This is a genomic window from Streptomyces sp. NPDC001663 (assembly GCF_042893105.1).
GTDB lineage: Bacteria > Actinomycetota > Actinomycetes > Streptomycetales > Streptomycetaceae > Streptomyces.
Genome location: NZ_JBIAUR010000038.1, coordinates 1 through 23,714, shown reverse-complemented (window position 1 = coordinate 23,714; position 23,714 = coordinate 1). Strand labels below are relative to the sequence as shown.

Here is a 23,714-nt window from a genome sequence, read left to right as displayed (position 1 = left end):
CACCAAGGCCGCCCTCCAAGCACACGAAGGCATCTACACCTGAAACTGCCGCTCGCCGGGGCTTCAGTCGGACAGCACACCAGGCAGTCGGCAGCGCCGAGAACGGCGCAACCGCGCCAGGTCGATACCAACACCGACAAGAGCGCATATTCAGAAGCGACCACAGCGGCCAGCGAGCGTGACTACGATCACATCTCACCCGTGCGACCGAGCAAGGCCGCCGCGGCGTGTTCTCACCCGCTCTCCAGCTCGTGAAGGTGGATGTGCATGACAACTCCCACCGTGGGGACGTTGCTTCTGCGGAACAGGTACGAAATCACCGGGGGGCCACATGCAGGTGATGGCGAATCCCAGGTCTGGGAGGCGTTCAGCGACGGCTACACGTACCTGCTAAAGACATGGACGTATGAGGGCGAGCAGCCAGACCGGGTTCAACGCGCCCTGTGGGACCAGGAACTGCGCACCCTGTACAAGGTCGCGAGCAGCCCGAGGTCGGACGACGCACTGGTCGTGCTCAAGGACGCCGGCCTCGACCGGGACCATCGGTGCTTCGTCATGATCCTGGAGGCACCGGGCTACAAGCGCGTCGCCGATGCACTGCAGCACCGCGCCCGCTACCCGTGGCTCTCGGACCGCAGGACGGCCGCACGCGAACAGTTGTGGAGCGGCTTACAGCGCGTCGCCACAGGGCTGAACCTGCTGCACGAGCGACAGGTTTTGCACCGAGGCGTGGACCTCGACTCCCTCTTCTTCGACGAGGACCTCGGTGCCGAATCCCTTCGGCTCGGCGGCTTCGAATGGTCCGTCAAACTTGGCCGTCCGGTGGGGACCCAGCCTCCCGCCGGCTGGCCGGTACCACCGGAGCGCACCACGGGAGGCGTGACTGCTTGGCGTCAGGACGACGACTGGTTCGCCTTCGGCATCCTCTGCGCACGGCTACTGTTCGACCTCGAACGCTTCACCACCAATACCCCGCATGAGCGCCACGCACGGGTGCTCAAAACCATCGACACCGCCAAACACGAGCTGACCGAGGCCGAGCGCAAGCTGCTGCTGGACCTCGTCGCCGCAGACCCGCTGGAGCGCCTGACCGCCCCGTACGACATCATCAGTCGGATCCAAGACATCACGCGGACCCTGGCGAGCCCTCTGCGCACCCAGCAGGAGGATGTGCAGTACGTCCTGGCCCTCGATCTGCGGCGTCCGGAGTTCATCGATCACCTGATGGAGAGCGGGCTGCGTGAGCACTTGCGGCTGGACCCCATGGGGACCTTTATCCCCGGGGACCCGGTCCACCGAAAGGAAGCATGCGAGTTCGTCCGCCAGGACCTGCAGAAGCCTCTCCTGTACGCCATCCCGGGCAGGCCATACTTCATCCTCGTCGGCGGCAGCCTCAGCCTGAAGATCACGGCGCACCGGGGGAAGGACAGTACGTCCAGCTGGCAGGTCGCGGATTGCCGGTCCGCCCAGCCGCTGCTCTTCAGCGAGGGTGACGACAGCTTCCGCGAACTCCCGCCCGGTCGCGTGTTCGCCTATGCCAGGGAGGAGGTGGCTCGCGACCGTACAATCGCGCAGAACGCCACGTCATGGGAGCCCGTGCTGCCGAAGATCGACCGCAGCGCGCAGGTCTCACGTGAGCTCAGTCGCTTCCACGAGTTCGTCCGTGTGAGTAACCAGATCGAGTTGCTCCTCCTCGACTCACAGATCTTCCCGTACGAGGTCGTCCGTGGCCCGTGGCTAAAGGATGGAGTGGAGTGGGCCGAGGTCAAGGAACGCGCGCGCCCCGAAGGGCATGAAGTCTTCGAGGCCTTTCGCGAGGGCCTGATCGACTTCCTGCAGAAGGAGGTACGAGGCAACGACCGGTCCAGAGTCATCCTGTCAGGAGCCCGAGACGGCGACCGCCTGAAACTCCCGCCCCGGGACCCTCATTCTGACGATGACGGCAACGTATGGCAGGTCGACGCCATGGACCAGACAACCCAGCTGGTCACACTCAGCCGCCCCGGTCTGAGCAAAGGCCGGGTGAAGCTGGAGAAGGAGGGGTTTCTCCGCAGCGCTGGCATGCCCGGGCAGATCAGCCTGTTCCAGCGTCGCAAAAAGGCCATCGACGCCCTCGACCAGCACGGATATCTCCTGCGGTCGCTGGCCACTCCTAGCCACGTCCGCATGGACACAGGCGCTTCCGAGCTTCCCGTCGAGCTCCCCCACGAACGGGTCGACGAGCCCAAACGGGCCAGCATCGAGGACATCCTCCGGGTGCGGCCCATCTACACGCTGCAAGGGCCTCCCGGTACAGGCAAGACCACCCTCGTTGCCTGGCTGCTGCGCGAGATCCTCACGGAGGATCCCGTAGTCCAGGTGCTGGTCACTGCCCAGGCCCACGGCGCCGTTGACGTGCTCAGATCGAAGGTGAGTGAAGCGTTCCAGAACGTACCCGAAGCCGACAGGCCACTGCAGATTCGGCTGCGGGGTCCGCACAAGGCCGGCACTGCACTGCCGGAGGACGGCGTGGAGGGTGTGGCCAGGCAAGTGCTCCGACGCAGCATCTCCCAACTCAGTGCCATGAGTTCGCCCAGCGCGGTTCAGCTCGCCTGGTTGGAGGACGCGAAGGCCATGGTCGGTGAGATCAACATGATGCAGGAGCAAGGGGATCTCGGCCGCCGCTCGTCGGACTTCGTCGAACTCGTTAAACGCGGCGCGAACCTCACGTACTGCACCACCAGCGCTGGCGACCTGGTCGCCCTCGCCGCAGGCCAGGCGTTCGACTGGTCGATCGTCGAGGAAGCGGGTAAGGCGCACGCATTCGACCTCGCGTTGCCACTGCAGGCAGGTCACCGCTGGTTGCTGATCGGCGACCACAAGCAACTGGATCCCTACCGGTACGTGGACTACCAGGAAGGAATCGAAAAGCTGGACCCGGTGGCTCAGACCCTCAGCCGCCTCAAAGTGAGGGCGTCCGGCCTGCTCGACCAGGAATGGCTCGACTCGTGGGAACGGCGCAGCCAGACAGATAGGGATGAGTTCCGCGAGTACGCCAAGGAGTGGCTGAGGACCTTCCACCGCCTGTACGAGTACTGCGCCGTGGCCACGGGTACGGACCGTCTCGTCACGGACACTGAGGCGAAGGGAGCGTCCGCGGGGCAGTTGATCGGCCAGCACCGCATGCACCCGGACATCGGCCAGCTCATCTCCGAGGCTTACTACCAGGGGCGACTGGTGAACCGCACCCTGGACGAGAAGCACGAACCGGTGGAGCGCGTGCGCCACGGCTTCCACACTCCGCACGGCATCCGTGACCGAGCCGTGGTCTGGCTCGACGTACCGTGGTGCCGCGACGATTCTGTCACCCGCGAAGTCGGCCCGAAGAGCGGTCAGTCGCCGTACACCAATCCAGCGGAGGCGCGCGCACTTGCCAACTTCCTCCGGGCTTTGGGACCGGATGGCGGGTGCCAGGGCAAGATCGCTGTGCTGGCCCCGTACTCACGGCAGGTGAGTCTGCTCAGCAAGCACTTGCGGGGTACGCCCCTGCCGGCCGGATTGCAGGTCCAACTCGGTCTCAACGCCGAGGCAATCGACGGCAACCGGTTCCCTGCCCACACCGTCGACTCCTTCCAGGGCAACCAGGCGGACGTCGTGGCCGTCAGCCTGGTCCGCAACAACGAGGAGGAGATCGGAGGCGGCCTGGGGTTCCTCGACGACCCGGGTCGGATGAACGTGCTCCTCTCTCGGGCGGAACGCCTGTTGATCCTCGTCGGATCCTGGGACTTCTTCCTCCACCAAGTGCAGGCAGTACCTCTCGCGGATGAGTCCCAACCCCTGTGGTCATTCAAAAAGATCGTCACCCTGCTCGACGAATGGTTCCTGTCCGGCAGGGCTGTGCGTATCCCGGCCGACCTCGGGGAGAACTCATGATCGTCCTCGTTCCTGTGAGCATGTTCAGCGTCAACTTCAGCGTGGCCCGGGGGCGCCCGTACAGCCGTCTGGAGCGGCGAGTCCTAGAGGAAATTGCCGCACAGGCCGGTGTCGCCCCCCATCAGGGCGCAACGCTGACCTCGTTGTGCGACACGTTCCGGGTCCACGAACGACTGATGGTCGAAGCCGTAGTGACACTGGTCGGTGCTGGCTGGGTCGCCGTCACCAGCGGCCGGGAAGCCACATTCGTCCTTACAGATGAAGGGCAGCAGGCGTGCTCGTCAGGAAAGGACCCGGCATCGGTCGTCGTGGCTCCAGCCCCGCCCTGCACGGTCGTCTTCGATCGCACTGCCGGCCAACTGGCCAGGCGTGGTGAAGTTCTGACCGTCTCGAAACAAGAGGCGCGGCCGGACCTCAACCCGTCCACGCCCCGGCGCATCCTGCGCAACGCGCTGGATGAGTCCCAGATCCAGAAGCTGCTGCCGCGCGCTAGCGGCGAATGGGTGCGCAGCATCGGACGGCCCAGACTCGTGACATTCAGCCGCTACCTCCCTGTACGCGTCGACCTCGCCGACCGGGCCATTACGGGGCTTCCTCGAAGCTGGCACCAGGCGCTGTCGGCCGAGATTCTGGCTGTCGCACAGGCCAGGCAGGAGGACCTTGAGGCTGCCTCGAGCCTCCACCCGACGCCGCAGGCTGCCGGGAAGGAACCACCCTTGGTGTCGGCTCCACTAGCCGCCACCGGCCAGACGCACCGCCCGACACCGCTGAGCATCGCGGGGCGGAAGCCACCAGCCTCCAGGGTCTGGGCCCCGACGCTCCCCCAGACAGACGCCTCTTTCCCCTGGCTGAACGAAGCCGATCCACTCGGAAGCGGCGGCGACGGTGCCTCGGAACAATCGGTCAAAGCAGTCTTGTTCTCGGAAGTGTCCGGCGAGGAGTCCCACCAACTCCTGATCACCGAGGCGCTGGCGACAGCCGTGAAGCACGTTCTGATCGCCTCGCCCACGGTGAATGTGGACAGCCTATCGAAGCTCGGCGGAGCGATCCAGGACGCTGTATCGCGCGGAGTACGCGTGGACGTCCTCTACGGCGACACAGACGAGGGAACCACCCCGCAAGACGTCGTCAACCTACTGAACCGGATCGGCTACCACGCTGCGCAACGTCTGGGCCGGGATCTCGTCCGACCAGCCAAGGAGCCGACGGGCAGCGGGGCTGGCCTCCTGATCTTCGATGGGAAGGACAGCGGGCTCGAAGCGGTCATCGGTGACTACGCGTGGGCCGGGTCCCCGGCCTCAACGCAAGCACGCTCGGTCCACGTGGGGGGAACTGAGTTCATGGCCCAAGTGGCAAGGGCAGCCGCAGGTCTATGGATGTGGAGCGGGGATCCGGATTCCGCCGACCGCTGGCGGCGCGTGGCAGACCGCTGCCAGGACAACACCGCTGTGGCCGCGGCTCGGGGAGACAGCCTGAAGGACCAGGTCGTAGCCGAGCTGATCGTGGACGACGAGCACGCCCAGGTTTCGCGGGGCGCCGAAGGCAGCGGCCTGCGGATTGGTGGTACATGTCGGCACGAGGACGGGTCAGCAGTCGGCATCCGCGGCATCTCGGCAGTGATCCGCCGCCCGGAAGCCTTGGCCATCCCGTAAGACTGGTCTCCCGCGCCGTCACAGCGACGGCGCGGGAGCCTCCTGGCTGAAAGTCGCGTCGACCTGGCCACGGCTCCCTCTACGGGAGCGATGCGTTACAGGCCCGCGCAGGGAAGAACGGGAGGGAACAACATGCCGCGCAACGCTGATCGGCAGAAACAGCACTACGCGGCATGAGCCGGCCCCCGGTCAGGATTCGATCCCACTGCCGAAGCCAGACAGAGCCACCCTGACGGGCCACCGCAACGTTCTGATCGCACTGTCACACCTGGCCTGTAGCGTCAGTTGCAGTAGACGATCGACGCTGGAGGGGAGCCGATGGTGGAGTCGGTGAGGGATGCAGCTGCGAACTACTGGGCTCAACGCGGCAAACGCGGGTCTGACAATCTCGTAAGCGTCAGAGTCGGTCGTCCCGGAGTTGCGATCCTGGCCGCCCTGGCCGATTCGCTTGCCGAGCGCGGCGTTGAGCGGTCTTGGATCCATGTCGGACGCGCCGCGACGCTGCCGGGCGCCTACGGCCTGGGGCGCTCGGCATGGGACTTGGTGGTGGCTAGGGCGGCGCCATTTGGCTCCACCCGGGGCGACTCCAACTGGCCCCAGTTCGCGGTTGATTCGTGAAGATCGGGCGTCGTGCGGTGGCCCCGGAGGTCGGCTTGATTTGGGACCATCGAAGCGGCGAGGAAAGAGTGACGGCCGCGCGAGAGCGTCGGCATGATGGCCGCATGACGGATCGGGCATCTCTGGAATCTGAACTCGCTGCGTTCATGGACGAGTACGAACGGGCCAACAACAGCCACGACATCTCACGCGTCGTGCCCTTCATCGCCGAGGACGCCGTGTACTGGTTCTCGGACGGTTCGCATCGGGGCATCGAGGAGATCCGATCCGCGATCGAGAAGACGTTCGCGAGGATCCTCGACGAGGTGTATGAGGTGCGTGAACTGGAGTGGCCTGTGCTCACCGTTGATGTCGCGGTGTGTCGCTATCGGTTTGCCTGGACCGGCGTCGTGAACGGTGAACTCCGCTCTGGCCAGGGCCGGGGCACTAACGTCATCGTGCGGCGGGACGGAGAGTTGAAGATGCTGCATGAGCATCTCAGCTCCTGATCCTTGGCAGGCGCTCACCTCAGCCCGTTGCTCTTGTTCGCCTTGGTTCGGGCCAGCCTGTAGGACTCCGTTCCGGTCTCGATCAAAGTGGCGTTGAAGGTGAGCCGGTCCACGATGGCCGCGCAGAGCCGCGGATCGGTGAACGTCTTTGACCAGCCGGTGAACGCCTCGTTGGAGGCGATGGCGATGCTGTTCTTCTCCTCGCGCTCGGTCAGAACCTGGAAGAGCATCTCCGCGCCGCGGCGGTCGAGTTCGAGGTAGCCGAGTTCATCGATTTCCAGAAGGTCGACGCGTCCGTAGCGGGCGATGGTCTTGCCGAGCTGCTTGTCGTCGGCCGCTTCGACGAGCTCGTTCACCAGGGAGGCGGCGGTGGTGTAGCGGACGCGGTAGCCGGCCATGGCAGCCGCAGTGCCCAAGCCGATCAGCAGATGGGACTTGCCGGTGCCGGAGTCCCCGATCAGACACAGCGGGTAGCCCTTGGTGATCCAGTCGCAGCTGGCGAGGCTGTGGATGACGGCCGGATCGACGTTGGGGTTGGCGGTGTAGTCGAACTCGCGCAGTGACTTCTCGCGCGGGAAGTGGGCGGCCCTGATGCGGCGTTCGGCCCGGCGGCGGTCGCGGTCCTCGCACTCGGCGAGCAGGAGCTCGGCGAGGAATCCGGCGTAGGAGAGCCCCTCGCGCTCAGCGCGGGCGATGGTGTCAGCGGCCTGCGCCCGCATGGTGGGCAGCCGCAGCATCCGGCAGGCGGTGTCGATCGCGGCGTCGGACGCCTGGGCGGTGAGCGCGTGCTGGGCGGCAGTCATGACGAATCCTTCCGTCGCAGGTTCAGCAGTTCGTCCCACTGCTCCAGGCGGGGCAACGGGCGGGCATCCTCGGGCAGTGACCTGGCCAGACGACGCGGGGAGAGATGGCTGACCTGCGGCAACTGCGGGTCTGGCAGTTCCGCATGGTCCTTCGCGGCCGGTGTGGCGGTGACGGTCGGCGCCCGGCCGGCCGCCTGGGCGGCCTTGCGGGCTTCCAGGGCGACCACGTCGTCGCTGCAGGTGCCCAGGTCGACGGCGGCCCGCAGTCCCGCCAGCACGTCCGTGTGCTGCTGGTGGCGGTGCAGGAGCAGAACCCTGACCAGGGCCTTCGTTCCCTCGACCTCACCGAGCTGCCGCTGGGCCATGGCCCAGAACGCCTCGTGCTCGGCGGTGAACGTGCCCTCCGCGCGGGCCTGGTGCAATGCCTCGGAACGATCCAGGGCGCCGGGCTTGCGCAGCAACACCTCCAGATAGTGGTCCAGGATCAGGCGCTCCAGACCGCGGCCGGCGAGCCGGACATGACGCGCGATCTCCCGACGGTTGTCGAAGACGACCAGGGTGTCGCCGGTCAGGTGGACGGTGACCTTGCGGTCGATGAACCGGACCGGGACGGAATAGGAGCACATCTTCACCGTGATCCGGCTGTAGCGGTCGACCCGCGGCTGAAAGGTCATCGCCGTCTCGAACGCCTCCGCAGGCAGCGGCAGCAGGTGCGGCGCCTCCCGCGCGAAGTCCTGCCCGATCGTGCGGATCCGCGTGTCGGCGTACAAGGTCATGCGCAGAGGTCTGTACAAGATCACGTACAAAGGCCGGGTGCCACTCGTTGGGGGCCGGCTGATAGCTGCCGAATTTCGGGCCGGGACGAGTTGTCCAGGGTGGGCGGAGCCCAGCGCGGAGCGCCGCCGTAGGCGCCCTTGACCACTCGGAGTGGCCCATAGACTCCCTCATCGGGCGGCCCCACCACCCACTTCTTGCGGCTCAGTTGAGGCATTTGGATCTTTGTATTTGAGCCTGTACCGACCTGTGTACGTGAGCCAGTACCCCGACACCGCGAGCCGATCCGCCGCTGAAGCTCCCGCTCCTCGAACGCGGTGATCTGCCCGTTGAGATCCTCCAGCGTCTCCACTCGCGGGACGGGAGTGAGGTAGTTGCGCCGGAAGTAGCCGACCTGGCCTTCCACCCCGCCCTTCTCATGGGCGCCGCGCAGTCCCGGCTCGCAGTAGAAGGGGGTGAAGCCGTAGAAGGTGTGCAGCGCCGTCCACTTCGGGTTCTCCTCCCGTAGCCGGCTGCGGAAGACGACCTTGCGGACGGCCGGGGTGAGGTTGTCGTAGCGCACCTGCCCGGCCGGCACCCCGCCCAGCACGGACAGCGCGTGCACGTGTCCTTCGAAGAACGCCTGCTGCCCGCAGGATCGGGAGATCCGGTGCACCGCCCGGCCCGAATAGGCCAGGCGGAAGGCGAACAGGAAGCACTTCACCCGCTGCCCGGCCAGATCGACCCACACCTCCCCGAAGTCCACCTCCGCATCCGCCCCGGGCGCGTTGTGCCGGACCAGGAAGCCCTCGGCCGGCACCCCGCCCTCCGCGGCGATCGCCCGACGGCGGGCGGTGACGAAGTCACGCACCGTGGTGTAGGGAAGAACGACGCCGAACTCCTCCTCCAGCCGCGCACCGATCCTCTTCGCGGTGTGCCGCTGCTTGCGCGGCGCCTCCAGATCAGCCCGCAGCCACTCATCGACCGTCTTCTTGTACGGCTCCATCCGCGGCGAGGTCCGCGCCGGCCGCTTGCGCGGCTTGGGCACCGGCGAGGCCAGCGCCTCCCGCACCAGACGCCGGTGGACGCCGTACTTCTTCGACAACGCCCGGATCGACAACTGCTGTTGCCAGTTGTCGCGGCGGATCCGGTCGAACAGCTCTTGCTTGGACAAGGACATCCACAGCACCCACCCTCGGCGGACCACATCCACCGTTCCACCGCAAGGCCCAGGGTGGGGCCACTTCACCTCGCCACTACCCCCAAGTACCTCCGAACGCCCCTTTCAGTGGGGCCAGTTGGAGTCGCCCCGGGTGGAGCCAAATGGCGCCGCCCTAGCCATGGGCGCCTTCGCCGTGCCCGTCGTCGATCTCTCGGCCTACAGCCCGCACCTGAAGGGCACCATCGAGGCGCTCAACGACGCGGTCGAGGACATGCTGTTCGTCTCCATGCCGCGCTACGTGCACCAGCAGACGCTCACCGGCGGCCGCACCGCGGATCCGGACGAGCCCGCACTCTCCTTCGAGGCGTTCGTGGAACTGCTGCTGAAGTGGGTGCACTGGTGGAACACCGAGCACCAGCCCAGGGCGCTGGGCGGCCGCACCCCGATGCAGGCGTGGTCGTGCGACCCCACTCCCCTGCACGACGTTGCCGCCGAGCATCTGGCCCATTTCGGGCTCGAGGACGACGGACGCACCCGCACCATCACCACGCAGGGCGTGCAGTGGCGCAACCGCCACTACATCGCCCCCTGGATGGTCGGCCAGGCCGGCGTCCGCGTCGCGGTGCGCCACCTGCCCCACCACGACCTGACCATCGAGGTCTTCGGCCTGGACGGCGTACACCTGGGCAGCGCCGTCCTGGCCGAGGCGGCCAGCGAGGAGTAGGTCAAAAAGGTCCGCACAGCCCGCACCGCCAAGGCGCGGCAGCTTCGCGCGGACATGAAGGCCGCCGCACGGCTGCGCCGCGAGCGCTTCGAGGCCGTCACCACCGCCACCCCGCCCGAGCGTCTGGGTGCGCTGACCGAGGCGGAGGCCGAGGCCGAACTTGCCGAATCGGACGCCACGGACCTGCGGCGGGCCGATCCCGGCTACATCCCGCACCAGCCCGTCCCGGACGGCTGGGCCCGCCCGGTCACACCGGCCGCGGACGAGCCGGGAAACGACACCCCTGAGGAGAACGCGTGAGCGGCGACATGGACTACGGCAGGCTGCCCACCGAGGACGAGGACCACTTCCACCGCCTCGATGCGCACCTGGTGGCCACCGACACGCTCATGACGACCCTGGACGACGTCCAGGCGACGATCGACGCCAAGGCCATGATGGTCGCCTACGGAGCAGCCGGATACGGCAAGACGATGTCGGTGAACTCGGCGCTGCGCAAGATCGCCCCCGACAACACCTACCGCCTGGAGCTGCGCTCGGGGCCAACCCCCCGCGACATCCGCCACGGACTGTTTCACGCCCTGGGGCTGCCCGGGGAACCGCCGACCCGGCCGATCGAATTCGACACCCTCCTGAAGGAGACGCTGTCGCAGACGTTCCGCGTGCTGGTGTGCGACGAGGCCCAGTGGATGGGCCGCAGTTCGTTCGAGTACTGGCGCCACCTGTGGGACGACAGCAACACCGACATCGCGGTGATCTTCGCCGGCGGCGATGGCTGCTACAAGGTCCTCAAGCGGGAACCGATGCTGGCGTCACGGATCTTCATCTGGCAGAAGTTCACGCGCATGCCCGAGGCCGAAGTCGTCGGCACGCTGCCGGCGTTCCACTCCCTGTGGGCCGGGGTGGACCCGCAGATGATCCGCAACATCGACCGGGCCGCGGCCCACGGCAACTTCCGCAACTGGACCACCATCACCAAGCACATGCTCAACGGCATGAAGAAGAAAGGCCTGACCGAGGTCAGCCAGGACCTCGTCAACTGGGTGTACAGCAAACTGGGCGGCATGTAGCAACGGCCGCACATCGCGGCGGCCCCGGCGAGCCCGTGCCGCCGCCAACAACCTCGCACACCGCACGGACCGGCCCTGGCATCTCCGCGTCCGGGGCCAGTCGGTGCGGTGCGCGGCCGGAAGGGAGGCGGTGGCCGTGGTCTACGGCGAGGTGACGATCGTGGTGGACGAACAGGACGACCTGTTCTACACCCGGGCGGCGCTGCGGGCCCACCGGCCCGGGGAAGGCCGCATCACCGTGCAGCCGACACCGGCCAGCTCCGGCCCGGCCGCGCTGGCGCACGACATGCTGTATGCGCTGGGCAAGCGGCTGGCCCCCGGGCCCGACTCCCCCGATGTGTGGCTGGACTCCGTCAACGCGGCCTGGCTCGCCGCGGCTGCCTGGGGCATTGCGACCGGGGTGCGGCACGTGGTGGTCCCCCGGGCCCACCTGCTGACCATCCGGCGCATCGGCCAACTGCTCGCCTGGCGCGAGTCGACGGGGGCTCAGCTGACCCTGCTGTGGCAGACGCCGCCGCGCGGACTGCCGCCGGCGCTGGCCCGCGTGGAGCGCCGGATCAGCGGCCGGGGCCAGTTCGAGGCGCTCCTCGCCGAGCCGGGACCGATACCCGCGCGCCCCTCCTTCCCTCCCGCTGTACCGACGGCGGGACCGGCCGTGGTGGCTGCGGGGCAGTCCCCCGCCCCCCGGCCGCGGGAGACTCGGGCGGCGTCGCTGAGACCCGCGCGGCCGGCTCACCCCTGCACCGGCGCGATGGCCACGGCGCAGCTGGTCCAGGCCGCCCCTGCCATCGAGATCGCGTCCGAGGGGGCCGCCGCCCTGACCGCCCTCGCTCACCCGCTCATCGCGGGGGCGCTGAGCGTGCTGGCCTTCACCCGGGCCGGCCTGGGCAGCCTCCGCTTCACCCGTGACCTCGACATCACCGGCGACGTCTGCGCCATCAAGCTCCACGGGGTCGGCCATCGGTACTGCCCTTTGCACGCTGTGCCCGCCTGGGCACGCCCGCTGCTGGCCGGCGCCCGCGCCCACCACCGTCTGACAGCCCACCCGCCCGGAGACGGCATGTTCGCCCCCGTGATGTCCGCCGAAGCCCGGCACCTGCGCGCGCACGCCGGACGTCTGTCCCAACTCGACCTGTCCGTGCCCGTCGGCGCCCTCGCCCCTTGAGCTGTGCGTCCCCAGGCACCCGCCCTGTGCACCAGGGAAACGGCAGCCTGGTGCACGGCCCGGCGCAAGACCTGCGGCTGCCCGCGCGAACAGCGACTGCACTCGCATGCCTGTGGCCGAGATCCACACCACCGCGGATACGACCGCTGTCGTCACGCAAGGTTCGTCGGCCACACAGAGCACCCCCGAAATCAATAAAAACGAAGAATAGTTAAATAAGGGATCTCATGGACAATATTTGGTGCGTCATCTTGCGACAAAGTCTTCGTCACGCTTTGCTGGAGGCATGCCCCAACGATCCTTCTCCCCCCAAGCGCTGGCCTACTGGCGCTCAATGAGGGGGTTGAGGGTGGATGAGCTGGCGCAAGCCGTCGGAGTCACCGAGAGGGCTGTCCAGCACTGGGAAGCGGGTACGCACGTCCCTGCGGGCCGGGCGTTCGGAAAGCTTCTGCGGGCGCTGGGGTGCGACGCCCAGGATCTGTTCGCGGGCGAGCGGGGAAGGGAGACCCTCGGCGACCTCCGGCGTGACGCCGGGCTGAGCGCGGCCGAGGCGTGCCGGGCGATCGCCCGGAAGCACGGGGGTGCCACGTTTCGCCCCGAACGGCGCAAGCTCAGGGAGCTGGAGCGGGGGCAGGCCGTCCGGAACCGGATGTGGGGTACGCCTGAGGGCGCAGGACGGCTTGTTCGTCTTCTGGCCCAGGTGTACGGCGTGCCCGAGCGGGTGGTCATGGACGCCTGGCGCCGCACGCGCCCCGCCGATGTCGTGCCCGTGCTGCCTGAGCGGGCCGTCAAGAAGGAGACTTCCGCTGCGCAGCAGCAGGTGTGGGACGCCCTCAACGGCCGACAGCGCACCTATCTGACGTGCATCTTTCAGCAGGATCAGGAGGCCGAGGAGGATCAACGGCACCGTCGGCGGCTTGGTGGGACAGGACGCAGGGCGGTCGAGTGGCGGCGGATGGACCTGGCCCTGTACGCCCCACCGGAGTTGGTCGGGCACACGCGGATACAGAGCCGGCTGCGCCAGGCGGGTGTCCACGATCCGGGGGCCGGTTCCTCGGTCGCTGCTCTGGAGCGGCGGGGCCTGGTGGTGACCTACCGGGACCGCGTCCACGTCCAGGGGCTGGGCGAGGTGAGGCGGACCCGGGTGGAACTGACGCGCCGCGGACGGGCCGTTGCCCGCCAGGCGCTCGGGGTCGACCGGGAGAAGGGGCCGCCGCCGCCTTTGATGTCGCGGTGGCTGTGGCGCATTCTCGTGCGCGTTGCTCTCGCGGGAAGTGAGGGAGTAGACGGCTCTCTTGCCGGCCGTGGACCGCATTTCCTGGCCGTCGGGAGGAGCCCGGGAGGGAAGTCTCCGTCGCGCGGTTTCATCGAACTGCGGCATCCGGACGGTGCCGAACACGGTCCGTACCGGTGGTTCGTGACCGAGTCCGGCCTTCGCCATATCCTCGATCACCGCGATACCTACCGTGAGTTGTACCCGGACGTCGATGCCGGGCGGATCGCCCCGTCCCGCCAGGAGACGTGGGGCAGACCTCAACGGGCCTAGCTGGCAGCGCGGTTGCACCTCCTGGGTGCCAAATTGTGCTTTGCACATGATTGCTCCGGTAGTTGTCTTAGAGTGTCGAAGGTGACCGAGGAGCATGACGCCGCGGGACGAGGCGTGCGGGAACGTCTGGTGGGGCCCGGGCTGGATGCAACACAGGCGTTCGCCGTTTGCGGGGATGCGCTGACGAACACGAATCTGGACGGCGCCGAGCGGCTGGTGCAGATCATGGAGGCGCAGGGGCTGCTCATGGCCGCCGCCGGGCCCGGGCATCCGGTGCGTTTCGAGGACCTGCTGGACCGGCTCGGCGGAGAGAAGGCCGGCAGCCTGGAGGGGCTGATGCCCGGCTGGGCGTCGCCGCCCGGGCTGGATGCGCTGCGGTTTCTCGACAAGGACGGCTTCACCACCGAGGATGCCTTCGACTACCGGTACGAGGTCGTCCAGGTCATCCGGGCGGCCAGGAAAGTGGGGCGTCTGCGCGGCCGGGTGACGCTCTCCAACCTTCAGGGTGAGTACAAACAGGAGACCGTGTACGCCAGCCTCAAGGGCAACTACTACCGCGTGCACCGCGAGAACCTGGTCAGGAATCCGACGGTGACCGTCGAGGAGCTGCGCAAACTGCGGCTGCCTCCCCCGGCGCTGGACTTCTTCGAGGACATCCCGACGTACATGACCCACCAGGGGTACTGGTTCCGCTGTCCCGCCTGCGCCTGGCCGATGAAGATCACCGTAGAAGGGCAGGGCGCTACGGCCCAGGGCAGTGTGCAGTGCCTCTATCCCTGGCATGCGGAGACCGGGGCGTCCTACATCTTCACCCCGGTACGCGGGCAGATCCCCGTGCTCGACCAGGCCGTCGAGGTGCGGACGCCGTCTGCGCGCCATCGGGCCCTGTACACCGGCGCCGTGCCGGGTGTTCCGCAGGCCCTTCCGGCCGCGGGCTACAAGGCGCTGGCGCGGGACGTGTGGCGGTACACCACCATCCCCGGGCTGCCCGAGGTCCGCCTCTACGAGGTCCTGGCCGAGCGCCTGGCAGACAGCGGCGTCCAGGTGAAGCTGTGGCCCGACAACGACGCCTACGACCTTCTCGTCGCGCGCGGGGAAGGGCGCGGGCAACAGGTGCTGTTCACCGTGGACTTCAAGGACTACCGCTGGTCCAACCAGCTGGTGAGCAAGCTGCGTGCCGACGGCGGGGACAAGGGCCAAGCCGGCTGGATCGTCGTCCCCGACCACCGGGCGAGCCAGATCCCGCAGCTGACGGAGGAGTGCCGGCGGCACGGCATGCAGGCCGCGACCGCAACGGACTTCCTGGAACGGGTGGTGCGCACGGTGAAAGAGGGCGGTGGCCGGTGAGCGACCAACTGACGGCGGAGGAAGCCGGCATGCTGGGGGCGCTCGCCCTGGCCGGCCACTTCTTCCCCCGGGCCGGAGACGACGGCAGGATCACGGCCGCCTTCACGGACGCCGCGTACTTCGCGCACCGCAAACCCCAGGCCTGGGACGCCTGGGGCACCTGCACCCCCTATGAGAAACGGGTCACGGCCCAGGTCATGCGGCTGCTGCCGTCCGACCTCGCCGCCCCGGAGAAGTTCAAGGCCGCCGCGCTGGCGCATCTCGGCGCCATGGACCTGGACCAGGAAGGCGCCGACCGGTCCGGAGGATCCTTCCTCATTCCGGGTAAGGACCCGTTCGAGGCCGAGGGTGTCATCCCCCGCGTCGGCGGCGACCTGCTGGAGTACGCGGCCTCTGTCACACAGCGGTTCTTCACCTTCGGCAAGCGGCCCCGCGCCCTGCCCTTCGCGGGGCCCGGCACCTACCGCACGCGCACGGCCTACCTCGGCAAGGAACACGGCACCACCAACCGCGAGATCGAGTTCGCGCGGACCCCCTCCTTCACCCGGGCCGCAGGACACGAGGCGCTGCCCCAGCTGACCACCCGCCCGCACCGCGACACACTCACCGTCCCGGTGGCAGAGCTGAAGGAGGTCACCAAGCTCCTCAGGGGACGCGGCAAAGAGTTCCGCTACCTGCACAGGGTCCTCAAGAAGTTCCTCGCCGCGCTCAAAAGCCACGACGACGGGCCGGTCCTCGAGCTGACGACCGTCTCCGGGCTGCTGCAGATCATCAACGCCCCCACCGGCAGCGGCAAGACCGTACTGGTACGGGCGATGGCCTCGTGGGCCGCCATGAACGACATCAAGATCGCCCTGGGAGTGACCGACGCCAAGTCGACGCTGGCGATGGCCTGGGACATCAACGGCGATCTCACCTATCTGCACGAGCACGGGCATCTCGACGAACACACCTCCTGTGTTCCTCTCATGTCCCCCTACAGCCGGCACCAGCGGGCTCTCGACTACGCCTCCTACGCGACGTCCGCTCTGATCACCGAATGGACGCCGAAGGAGCGGGCCGACATCAGCCACCTCGCCTACGGGTGCGGACAGCGCCCGCTGATGGAACCCTCCAGCCTCTACCGTCCCGGGGAGGAGAACTGCCTGGGCCTGACCCGGCCCGGGGAGGAGGACAAGGCCTACGCCTGCCCGTTCATCCCCGTGTGCGGGAAGTTCTCCCCCCTCTACGAGGCGGCGAGCGCTTCGGTCATCGTCACCAACCACGCCAATCTCATCTCCGGCTCGCTGCGGATCGGCGCCGTCCTGGACGGCGCCGAGTGGCGGGGTGAGGCCCGCGGCACACGTGGCCTGTCGGTGCTGGAGATGGTCCTGCGCAGCTGCGACCTCGTCGTCATCGACGAGGTCGACGCCTTCCAGAAGGCCGCGATCAGCCGCTGCACCAGCGAGCTCAACCTCGCCTCCCGCAAACGCGACAGCGACCTGCGCGATCTGGACCGTGACGCCAGGCGGCTGCCGGCTTCCTACGAGCACAGCCTGCTCAGTCCGGTCGCCCAGGCCCGCCTGATGTCGGAGTTCCTGCTCCTGTCGCTCGGCACCCGGCTGCGGATGAATCCGCGCAACGTCCGTGACAACCCGGCCGGCGGGGGCGGCAACGACGGCTGGCGGCTGGCCCGTTCACGCGATCGTGAACTCCTGCATGTCCTCTTTCCCGGAGAGATCGGCAACGAGGAGATCAGCAGGGAGATGTTCCATCTCCTGGACAGGCTCATGCCCGGCCGGTGGCGCGAGGAGTCGCCGTCCAGCGCTGCCGAGACCACGCTGCCGGACGGGGCCGACTGGGGGGCCGTCCAAGAGGCCCTCACCGCCCTGGCCGCGCCGCGGGGCGAGGACTACCTGCAGCTCGTCCAGCAGGAGCTGAACAACCTGCTTCGGGATGCCGTGCCCGACAGCGACCAGCGGGCCGCCGCCGTCAACCTCCTGGTCACCCGCACCGTGCTGAAGGAGATCGACGACGCCCTTGGCCGCACCCGGCGCACCGCGCAAGGGCTGCGGCACCTGGATCTGGGGTCAGTACGCCGCATCCTCGAAAGCATCAAGGACTCCCCCGTGGTCGGCCTGTATCCGCTGGCCGTGCTCGGGCACACCCTGAACGGATACCAGGTCCGCGGTCTGGAGAACCGGGAGACCGAAGCGGAACTCCTGGTGCGCACCGTCGCCGGTGACCCGCACACCTTCACCGCCCAGCTCGGCGGTCTCACCGCCCTGATGACGGCCGGGGTCGAACGGCCTGTGCTGGGACTGTCCGCCACCGCGTACTTCCCGCAGGCCGTCGAGGAACACCTGCACGCCCCCGTCAAGTGGTGGATCCCCGACACCCGGCCCAAGTCGATCGTCACCGAACCCTGCCCGGTCCGCTACACCGGGGGAAGCCGCGACGGTGAGGCGATCAGCGTGGGCGGCATCCACAGCGATGCCAAACCGCAGACCCTGCGCGTCCTGGGCAAGAACCTCTACCAGCAGGTCCTCGCCGACCGGCTCGCGTTCCTCGAGGAGACGGAGCACACCCGCGCCCGCTGCATCCTCGCCGTCAACTCCTACCAGCAGGCGGCCTACCTGGCTTCCGGGCTGGCCCAGGCCGAGGGACTGCGGCACCGGGTGTGCGTGGTGGTCCGCGGCCGCCGCCCCGAGGACTACGAGCAGCACATTCCCTCCTTCGTCCGCAAGATGGTGCGCGAGGAACTGGAGAGGTTCCCCGAGAACGGAGAGATCCTGATCGTCCCCCTAGCGATCATCGCGCGCGGTCTGAACATCCTCGTCGAAAGCCGTTCCGCCGTCCGCGACATCTACCTGTGCACCCGGCCGGTCCTCAGCATCGAGGACATCGAGTGGATGCACGGCAGCGTCAACGCGGCCGGCATCAACGCCCTGCCCGAGGGCGGCAGCAGCACCCCCGTCACCGCCCTGAGCCAGGCGGAAGCCGCCTCCCGGCAGCAGATCACCCGCATCCTGCGCTCGCCCAGCCGCTTCACCAACATGGCACACGAACTGCAGGAGGAGCTGGTCGCCGGGATGCTCATCGATCTGGTCCAGCTCGCCGGCCGGGCCCGCCGCGGCGACACCGACATGAACCTGTACATCGTCGACCACGCCCTGCACCGCACCGAGTTCAGCGCGGACCTGGCGACCATCATCCGCCGTATCCACGGCAACTGGACGCCGCAGCAGCGGGCGTTCATGAACGAGCTGTACGGCGAGGCGTTGTCCTCCTTCCTGTCCTACGCGGGAATCAACCCCGCCCAGACGTGACCGGCCTCTCCCGGGCCCGGCGTGCCCGGGAGGGAAACAGAAATGAGGGAAGCGCTGCCATGGCGCCACGCACCAGGTCAGGAAAGCTGACCGCCCACACCCTGGCCTTCCGCTGCGTCGAGCCGATGCTCGACGACATGCATGCCTGGGTCTGGGAGTTCCACGACGACGTCCGCGACGAATGGGCTGTGCTGGGCCAGGTGGCGGGACGGACGAAGAAGAGCCTGCGTACCTCCGGCGGGGAAACCGACTACTTCCTCATCCCGTACTCGATCGTGACGACCGTTCTCAAGCAGCTCACCGGCGGGTACGTGTACATCGACCGCAAGCTGCGCTTCATGGTCACGCTGGAGAAGGTCGAGGCCGACACCCTGCAGACGGTCTTCACCTACCTGGAGGGAATCTGCCGGGGAACCCCGCTGGCCGACATCCCCTTCGCCACGCAGTCGAAGGTGGCGGACCTGGTCGCCGAGACCGAGCCGCGTCACCTCGCCCTGAAGCAGTACCTGCTGCCCCAGCAGTCGTCCACGGCCGGGCAGGAGACCCCGCCCGTGCCCAACCCGCCCAACTGGGCGTATGAGGCGATCAGGTGGCTGCTGGCGATCAAGCTGGCGGGCAAGGACTTCCTGGACTACGCGATGGAGCCCGTCCGGGAAGTGCAGCGGAACGAGGACGGCACCATCAAGGTCGACAAGAACGGCGAGCCGGTCGAGCGCACCAAGCGGTGGCAGAGGGCGGACAAGCCCGCCGCAGTGCGCTACCGCCCGGTGAGCACCGGAGAGGTCATCGCCTGGAACAACCCCATCGGCCCCGCCTTCGTGGGGCACGGCCACCCCATCACCCCCGAGGCCCTCGGCAAGATCGGCAAGCAGTGGCCCACTGACTCGAGCCGGTCCGACGCCGAGTACGCCCACTCCTACCTCTCGGCCAAAATGGTCACTTACCCGGCGTTCACCGAGCCGGTGTTCCTCTTCGACGCCCACATGCGGCGCATCGACAACACGCTGATCTACTCCAAGACCGCCATGGTGGAGCAGAGCGGCGACAAGCCCATCCTCACCGTCTCCCTCCAGGGGCGGGGCGCCCTGCGCGGCACCAACCGGCATTCCCTGGAAATCCTGTCCGTGCTGGAGGCGGACCGCTCGGCCCTGCGCGCGGTCGACGAACGCGCGCAGAGCGAGAAGGACGCGGTGGCCGCCGCAGCCGCTGACAAGAGGAAGGCGTCCCACACCACGCCCGCCCCCGGGACGGTCCGCCCCATCGTCCCCACCAAGCGTTCGCACGCGGTGGGAGACGGAGCCGGCACCCACCACCTGCGGATGCTCCTGGAGCACGTGCACTCCGTGTTCGGCGACACCGTCGAACCGGTCATCCTGCACTCGGACGGCAACGTCTTCGCCCAGCGCACCTTCGAGCAGCTGGACGAGGCGGCGAAGGAAGAGAAGAAGGCCCGCAAGAAGAACAAGGACCACAAGGGCGAGGTCTCGTTCGTCGACGGCTTCGGCCTGCCCTCCCCCGCCAGCGTCCTCGCCTGCGTCAAGCGCGCCGGCTACCAGGGGCTGCGCTTTGTGTGCCTCTACTACCGGCAGCAGACCCGGATCCGCATGCTCAAGGGCCTGGCCCACATGTACGGCCAGGACCCCGACGCGTTCGATCCTCAGAAAAAGGAGCCCTACCCGCTCAGCGAGGGCATCGAGATGGTGTTCCTCGAGGCGGAGGAGTTCCTGCGGCACGGCAGCGACGTCAACCGTGCCCGGGAACTGGACAGGCTGCGCGCTTCGGCAGCCCGGGAGGGCTGGCTGCTCGCCGCCTGGTGCGAGACGGAACTGCCCGGCGCCGATTCCGACGACGCGCGCACCTACAAGAACGCCTCCACGATCGCCCGGGAGCTCGCCACCGCTGACGCCAAGCACCAGACCCGGCGGGCCCTGTCCGATGCCCGCATCCCCTCCCAGTACGTGGTCGGCGCCCGCCGCAAGTACAAGCGGAAGGACCAGCGGGCCGAGGGCGAGCCGGCCTCCGAGATGAAGACCGTCACCGCCCCGCTCATCCCGTGGGACGACCACTCCGTCTTCATGGGCCTGCTCGACCTGCACCGCTCCCTCGGAGTCGTCGACCAGCGCTTCGAGCAGGCCCTCTACAGCCCCGGCGACCCCTACCCGATCCCGCGCATGGCCTTCTGCGGCATCCACATCCGCAAGCAGAAGTCCGACTGGGCCCTGCGCGGCCAGCCCAAGCGCATCATCACCGCCGCCTGTCTGGTCCCGCCGCGCACCCCCGGCGGCGATTGGCGGCACATCGCCTGGACCAACCTGGATCCGGAGCGGCGCTGGCGCGACTACGCCGAAGCGCAGAACCTCTTCCACTCCCTCAACTACCCCCTCCACAAGGAGGACGGCGACGACGACACCGCCCGCTGGGCACAGGCCGGCCAGGACGTCCGCGAGGCCCTGCGCAAGCTGCCCGACAAGCTCATGGGGCTTCCCTACGCCCTGATCGTCGACGGCCACGCGTGCCGCCGCGCGTGGCCCGGCCTGCACAACAACAAGCAGGGCGCAGCCGAGGACCCGTCCGACGACAGGCTCTGGCTTCCCGCGCAGGGCCTGGGCACGCAGCCGGTCAGCATCGTCCGGATGAACTGCTTCCAGGCCGAGATGCCGCGCCTGGCCTACGTCACCCAGACGCTGAAGGACGGCAGTGAAAAGGAGATCAAGACCTCCAAGGACCTCTACTACCCCAAGAACAAGCCGGAGGGCCATCCCTGGTTCCTGTTCACCGAGCCCCGCAACTACGGCCGCAAGCGGTATGGAGCGCAGAAGACCCGCTGGCGGGCCGACCCCGCCCGTGCGACGGGAGACGGCGACTTCGAGGAGAACGAGATGAACTCCCCCTGGTACGCCATGACCACCCGGGAGATCACTCCGCTGTACACGCAGCCCGGCTACGACCGGGAGGCAATCGCCGTCGCCGTGGCCCGCCTCTGCCACCAGGCGCTCAGCTGGTGCGACCGCACCCGCTACCCGGCGCCCCTGCACGCCGCGCTCCAGATGGACCTGGACCACCCGCAGTACCGCAGGTCCGCGCCGAAGGACGACGACGAGCAGCAGCACATCATCGCCGAAGCCAGCGGAGGCAAGGGCGGCGCTTTCCAGGAAACTCTCCCGCTCGACTTCTCGGGATAGGCCCACCGGACGGCTGACGGTCGGGGTGTAGAGGGTGGAGCTGTTCCGGGACCAACTGCCGAACGCGCCGGTGGCCCGCCGCTTCAGGAAGCGGCGGGCCACCGGCGCCGGGGCGTGTCGGTCGGTTGGTGGGGTGGAGGGTCAGCGCCTTCGACAAGCAGTTCCGTATGCCGGCGGCCGCCGTCGGTCATCACCGACGGCATGCCGTACACGGTGCTGCGGCGGAGGGCAAACGCTTCGGCTGTCAGAAGTGCAGGGCCAGAAGCTGCCCCGCAAGATCGGACGCCGTGGCCGGGGTCGTGTAGAGGCCGATGAGCAGCTGACCGAATCCGGCGATCCCAGTGAAGGCGATTGCTGCGCGCCAGACGGATTCCGGAACCGACTTGCCGTTCATACGATGCAGCACACCGGCGACGACGGAGACGACCAAGGCGCTGAGCAGCAGCGGGAGCGTGGCCTGCGCGGTCCAGGTCAGCAGGGAAACCATGCTCAGCGAGGACCCCCCGACGAAGGCGGTGCCCCCGCGCAGCACGGCGGCCGCCTTCGACGCGCCGTCGTTGCGGTGCAGCAGCGCCGCACCGATCCCGAACAGCGCGCCCAGCAGCAGCGCGGTGACGAGTTGTGAGATCTGGGGGTGCTGAGCAGACGTGCGCTCCGCCGCAGCGGCTGCTGCCTTGGCGAAGGTGATGCGAGGGTTCATGGGCATTCCTGTCCACGGGTGCCGCACCGGGCCGACGTGCGTCCCGATGTTGGGGTACCCGCGTACTGAAACACCGAATGGTGCGCGAATGACACGAGCGATGTGCGCACCGCCCGGTCTGCGGTTAGGCGGCCGGCAGACACACGGTGTTCGGGTGCCCGACACTGAACCGATGTACACGGACGATACGCGGGCAACGGCGGAATCCGCACCAGGGGAACCAGACAGTCCTCCGCCACACGCCACCCAACAGATGTGGCTCACACGTGGGTTGAGGCGCGGCGTGGCACTGGCTGCCGTGGTGGGCGTCGCTGGTTTCGGCGTGCAGGCCGTCATGTGGTGCGCCGGCAACTGGCCGACGCATCTGACAGGCTGGCCCGACTACCGCGCCGCCACGGTTGGCGATCTGTTGATGGTGCCCGCCCTGACGGGCACGCTCCTCGTCTCGCTGTTGTCTTTGCCCCGGCCGTGTCAGGCGTCCTCTCTGCCCGCCGCTCTGGGTCTCACCGGCCTGCTGCTGGGCGTGGCCACCCAGGCGGGCTGGGTCCTTGACGACTCCCCTCAGCTGAACTGGGCGATGGAGCGACCGCACCACTTCACCTTTCCCGGTTGGTACCACGCGGGCTTCCTGGTCGCCGCAGCCACCCTGACCGGAGTGCTTCTCGGAAGCCTGACGGTCCGTATGCGCACCGCGAACCGGTTGCCCTTGGACCAGTTGCTCGCTTGCGCGGCCGTGGGCTTCGCCTCACTCCTCGGTGCCGACCTGTTGTTCCCGGCGGGGCCCGGTGCACAGCACGTCGCACCCGGCGGCATCGTGTCCGTGACGGTCACGCTGTCGGTGACCGTCGCCGCGCTCGTCACTCTGCGGCCGCGCGGCGCCGGACGTGACTTGGGCGGCTACGCACGGCGTTGCGTCACCGGCGCCGTACTGGCCCTGGCAGTGACGGCGTTGAGCGTTCCGTGGCCGTCAACACGCAGCGCCACCGCAGTCGCTGCCGTCGTGGCGCTGGCCGTCTGCGTTTTCGCGCAGGCAGCGGCTGGCCGCTGCGGGGATGCGTCAAAACAGGGCTGAATTGACGCAGCAGGCCGGACACACTGGAGCGGTGAAGCTTTCCGTGAGCGCCGCAAGGATGGCGATGACGAAGTGGCTCGGCCCGTGGGAGCCGAGTCCTGAAGTAGTCGGTCTACTGCCTGAGACGCCATCCGCTTATCGATCACGGGGCTGGTCTGGTCGAACAGGGTTCCTGATCGGGTGATCGCGTGCGGGCCGACGCATGGAAGCAG

16 protein-coding genes and 1 pseudogene are annotated in these 23,714 nt (G+C 68.1%); 13 read left to right on the top strand and 4 right to left on the bottom strand.

Annotation, left to right across the window (positions count from 1 at the left end):
• Window positions 1-267 precede the first annotated feature (267 nt).
• From ACFY1L_RS54825 to ACFY1L_RS54815, 3 genes are all read left to right on the top strand, one after another.
• The gene (locus tag ACFY1L_RS54825; RefSeq protein WP_388843090.1) at window positions 268-3,912 is read left to right on the top strand and encodes an AAA domain-containing protein; all 3,645 of its coding nucleotides are present in this window, start codon (window positions 268-270) and stop codon (window positions 3,910-3,912) included.
• Window positions 3,909-5,564: a hypothetical protein gene (locus tag ACFY1L_RS54820; RefSeq protein WP_388843089.1), complete on the top strand. Its 1,656-nt coding sequence runs from the start codon at window positions 3,909-3,911 to the stop codon at window positions 5,562-5,564. Before ACFY1L_RS54825 ends, ACFY1L_RS54820 begins: the two co-directional genes overlap by 4 nt.
• Before the next feature lie 614 nt (window positions 5,565-6,178).
• Window positions 6,179-6,670 carry a YybH family protein gene (locus ACFY1L_RS54815; RefSeq protein ID WP_388843088.1) on the top strand — a complete coding sequence of 164 codons (492 nt, stop codon included), beginning with the start codon at window positions 6,179-6,181 and terminating at the stop codon, window positions 6,668-6,670.
• A gap of 14 nt (window positions 6,671-6,684) precedes the next feature.
• On the opposite strand, the gene istB is transcribed toward ACFY1L_RS54815, so the two are convergent.
• Genes istB through istA form a run of 3 tightly spaced genes read right to left on the bottom strand, consistent with a single transcriptional unit; the run spans window position 6,685 to window position 9,406 of the window.
• Window positions 6,685-7,473 (bottom strand): IS21-like element helper ATPase IstB, encoded by a 789-nt coding sequence (gene istB, locus ACFY1L_RS54810; RefSeq protein WP_388843087.1) that lies wholly within the window; start codon window positions 7,471-7,473, stop codon window positions 6,685-6,687.
• Window positions 7,470-8,249 (bottom strand): hypothetical protein, encoded by a 780-nt coding sequence (locus tag ACFY1L_RS54805; RefSeq protein WP_388843086.1) that lies wholly within the window; start codon window positions 8,247-8,249, stop codon window positions 7,470-7,472. Before ACFY1L_RS54805 ends, istB begins: the two co-directional genes overlap by 4 nt.
• A gap of 20 nt (window positions 8,250-8,269) precedes the next feature.
• Window positions 8,270-9,406, bottom strand: a complete 1,137-nt coding sequence (gene istA / locus ACFY1L_RS54800; protein WP_388843085.1) for an IS21 family transposase — start codon at window positions 9,404-9,406, stop codon at window positions 8,270-8,272.
• Window positions 9,407-9,539: 133 nt separating this feature from the next.
• On the opposite strand from istA, the gene ACFY1L_RS54795 reads away from it, so the two are divergent.
• The 9 genes and pseudogenes from ACFY1L_RS54795 to ACFY1L_RS54755 all read left to right on the top strand — a co-directional run bounded on the left by ACFY1L_RS54795 (window position 9,540) and on the right by ACFY1L_RS54755 (window position 21,730).
• Window positions 9,540-10,112, top strand: coding sequence for a Mu transposase C-terminal domain-containing protein (locus ACFY1L_RS54795; RefSeq protein WP_388843084.1), 573 nt, complete (start codon window positions 9,540-9,542; stop codon window positions 10,110-10,112).
• Between the two features lie 54 nt (window positions 10,113-10,166).
• On the top strand, window positions 10,167-10,412 hold the full coding sequence (locus ACFY1L_RS54790; protein WP_388843083.1) for a hypothetical protein: 246 nt from the start codon (window positions 10,167-10,169) through the stop codon (window positions 10,410-10,412).
• Window positions 10,409-11,182, top strand: coding sequence for an AAA family ATPase (locus ACFY1L_RS54785; RefSeq protein WP_388843082.1), 774 nt, complete (start codon window positions 10,409-10,411; stop codon window positions 11,180-11,182). Before ACFY1L_RS54790 ends, ACFY1L_RS54785 begins: the two co-directional genes overlap by 4 nt.
• 130 nt (window positions 11,183-11,312) lie before the next feature.
• On the top strand, window positions 11,313-12,347 hold the full coding sequence (locus ACFY1L_RS54780; protein WP_388843081.1) for a hypothetical protein: 1,035 nt from the start codon (window positions 11,313-11,315) through the stop codon (window positions 12,345-12,347).
• Between the two features lie 286 nt (window positions 12,348-12,633).
• Window positions 12,634-12,816 (top strand): annotated as a pseudogene (locus ACFY1L_RS54775) (helix-turn-helix domain-containing protein); the annotation flags it as partial.
• 240 nt (window positions 12,817-13,056) lie between these two features.
• A complete protein-coding gene (locus tag ACFY1L_RS54770; protein ID WP_388843098.1) occupies window positions 13,057-13,893 on the top strand; it encodes a hypothetical protein in 837 nt (278 codons plus the stop codon).
• Between the two features lie 81 nt (window positions 13,894-13,974).
• Window positions 13,975-15,240, top strand: coding sequence for a hypothetical protein (locus ACFY1L_RS54765; RefSeq protein ID WP_388843080.1), 1,266 nt, complete (start codon window positions 13,975-13,977; stop codon window positions 15,238-15,240).
• Window positions 15,237-18,548: a hypothetical protein gene (locus tag ACFY1L_RS54760; RefSeq protein WP_388843079.1), complete on the top strand. Its 3,312-nt coding sequence runs from the start codon at window positions 15,237-15,239 to the stop codon at window positions 18,546-18,548. The genes ACFY1L_RS54765 and ACFY1L_RS54760 overlap by 4 nt, the downstream gene beginning before the upstream one ends.
• 59 nt (window positions 18,549-18,607) lie before the next feature.
• The gene (locus ACFY1L_RS54755) at window positions 18,608-21,730 is read left to right on the top strand and encodes an RNaseH domain-containing protein (protein ID WP_388843078.1); all 3,123 of its coding nucleotides are present in this window, start codon (window positions 18,608-18,610) and stop codon (window positions 21,728-21,730) included.
• A 244-nt stretch (window positions 21,731-21,974) separates the two neighbouring features.
• Here the strand turns inward: ACFY1L_RS54755 and ACFY1L_RS54750 are convergent, their stop codons facing one another.
• Window positions 21,975-22,430 carry a hypothetical protein gene (locus ACFY1L_RS54750; RefSeq protein WP_388843077.1) on the bottom strand — a complete coding sequence of 152 codons (456 nt, stop codon included), beginning with the start codon at window positions 22,428-22,430 and terminating at the stop codon, window positions 21,975-21,977.
• Between the two features lie 283 nt (window positions 22,431-22,713).
• On the opposite strand from ACFY1L_RS54750, the gene ACFY1L_RS54745 reads away from it, so the two are divergent.
• Entirely contained in the window at window positions 22,714-23,502 is a 789-nt protein-coding gene (locus ACFY1L_RS54745) for a hypothetical protein (protein ID WP_360412510.1), read from the top strand.
• The last annotated feature ends 212 nt before the right edge of the window (window positions 23,503-23,714 follow it).

What these genes read in the sequence shown, in the direction of transcription:
- ACFY1L_RS54825 (WP_388843090.1), top strand. Translation starts at nt 268, where the DNA reads ATGACAACTCCCACCGTGGGGACGTTGCTTCTGCGGAACAGGTACGAA.
- ACFY1L_RS54820 (WP_388843089.1), top strand. Translation starts at nt 3,909, where the DNA reads ATGATCGTCCTCGTTCCTGTGAGCATGTTCAGCGTCAACTTCAGCGTG.
- istB (WP_388843087.1), bottom strand. Translation starts at nt 7,473, where the DNA reads ATGACTGCCGCCCAGCACGCGCTCACCGCCCAGGCGTCCGACGCCGCG.
- ACFY1L_RS54805 (WP_388843086.1), bottom strand. Translation starts at nt 8,249, where the DNA reads ATGACCTTGTACGCCGACACGCGGATCCGCACGATCGGGCAGGACTTC.
- istA (WP_388843085.1), bottom strand. Translation starts at nt 9,406, where the DNA reads ATGTCCTTGTCCAAGCAAGAGCTGTTCGACCGGATCCGCCGCGACAAC.
- ACFY1L_RS54790 (WP_388843083.1), top strand. Translation starts at nt 10,167, where the DNA reads ATGAAGGCCGCCGCACGGCTGCGCCGCGAGCGCTTCGAGGCCGTCACC.
- ACFY1L_RS54755 (WP_388843078.1), top strand. Translation starts at nt 18,608, where the DNA reads ATGGCGCCACGCACCAGGTCAGGAAAGCTGACCGCCCACACCCTGGCC.
- ACFY1L_RS54750 (WP_388843077.1), bottom strand. Translation starts at nt 22,430, where the DNA reads ATGAACCCTCGCATCACCTTCGCCAAGGCAGCAGCCGCTGCGGCGGAG.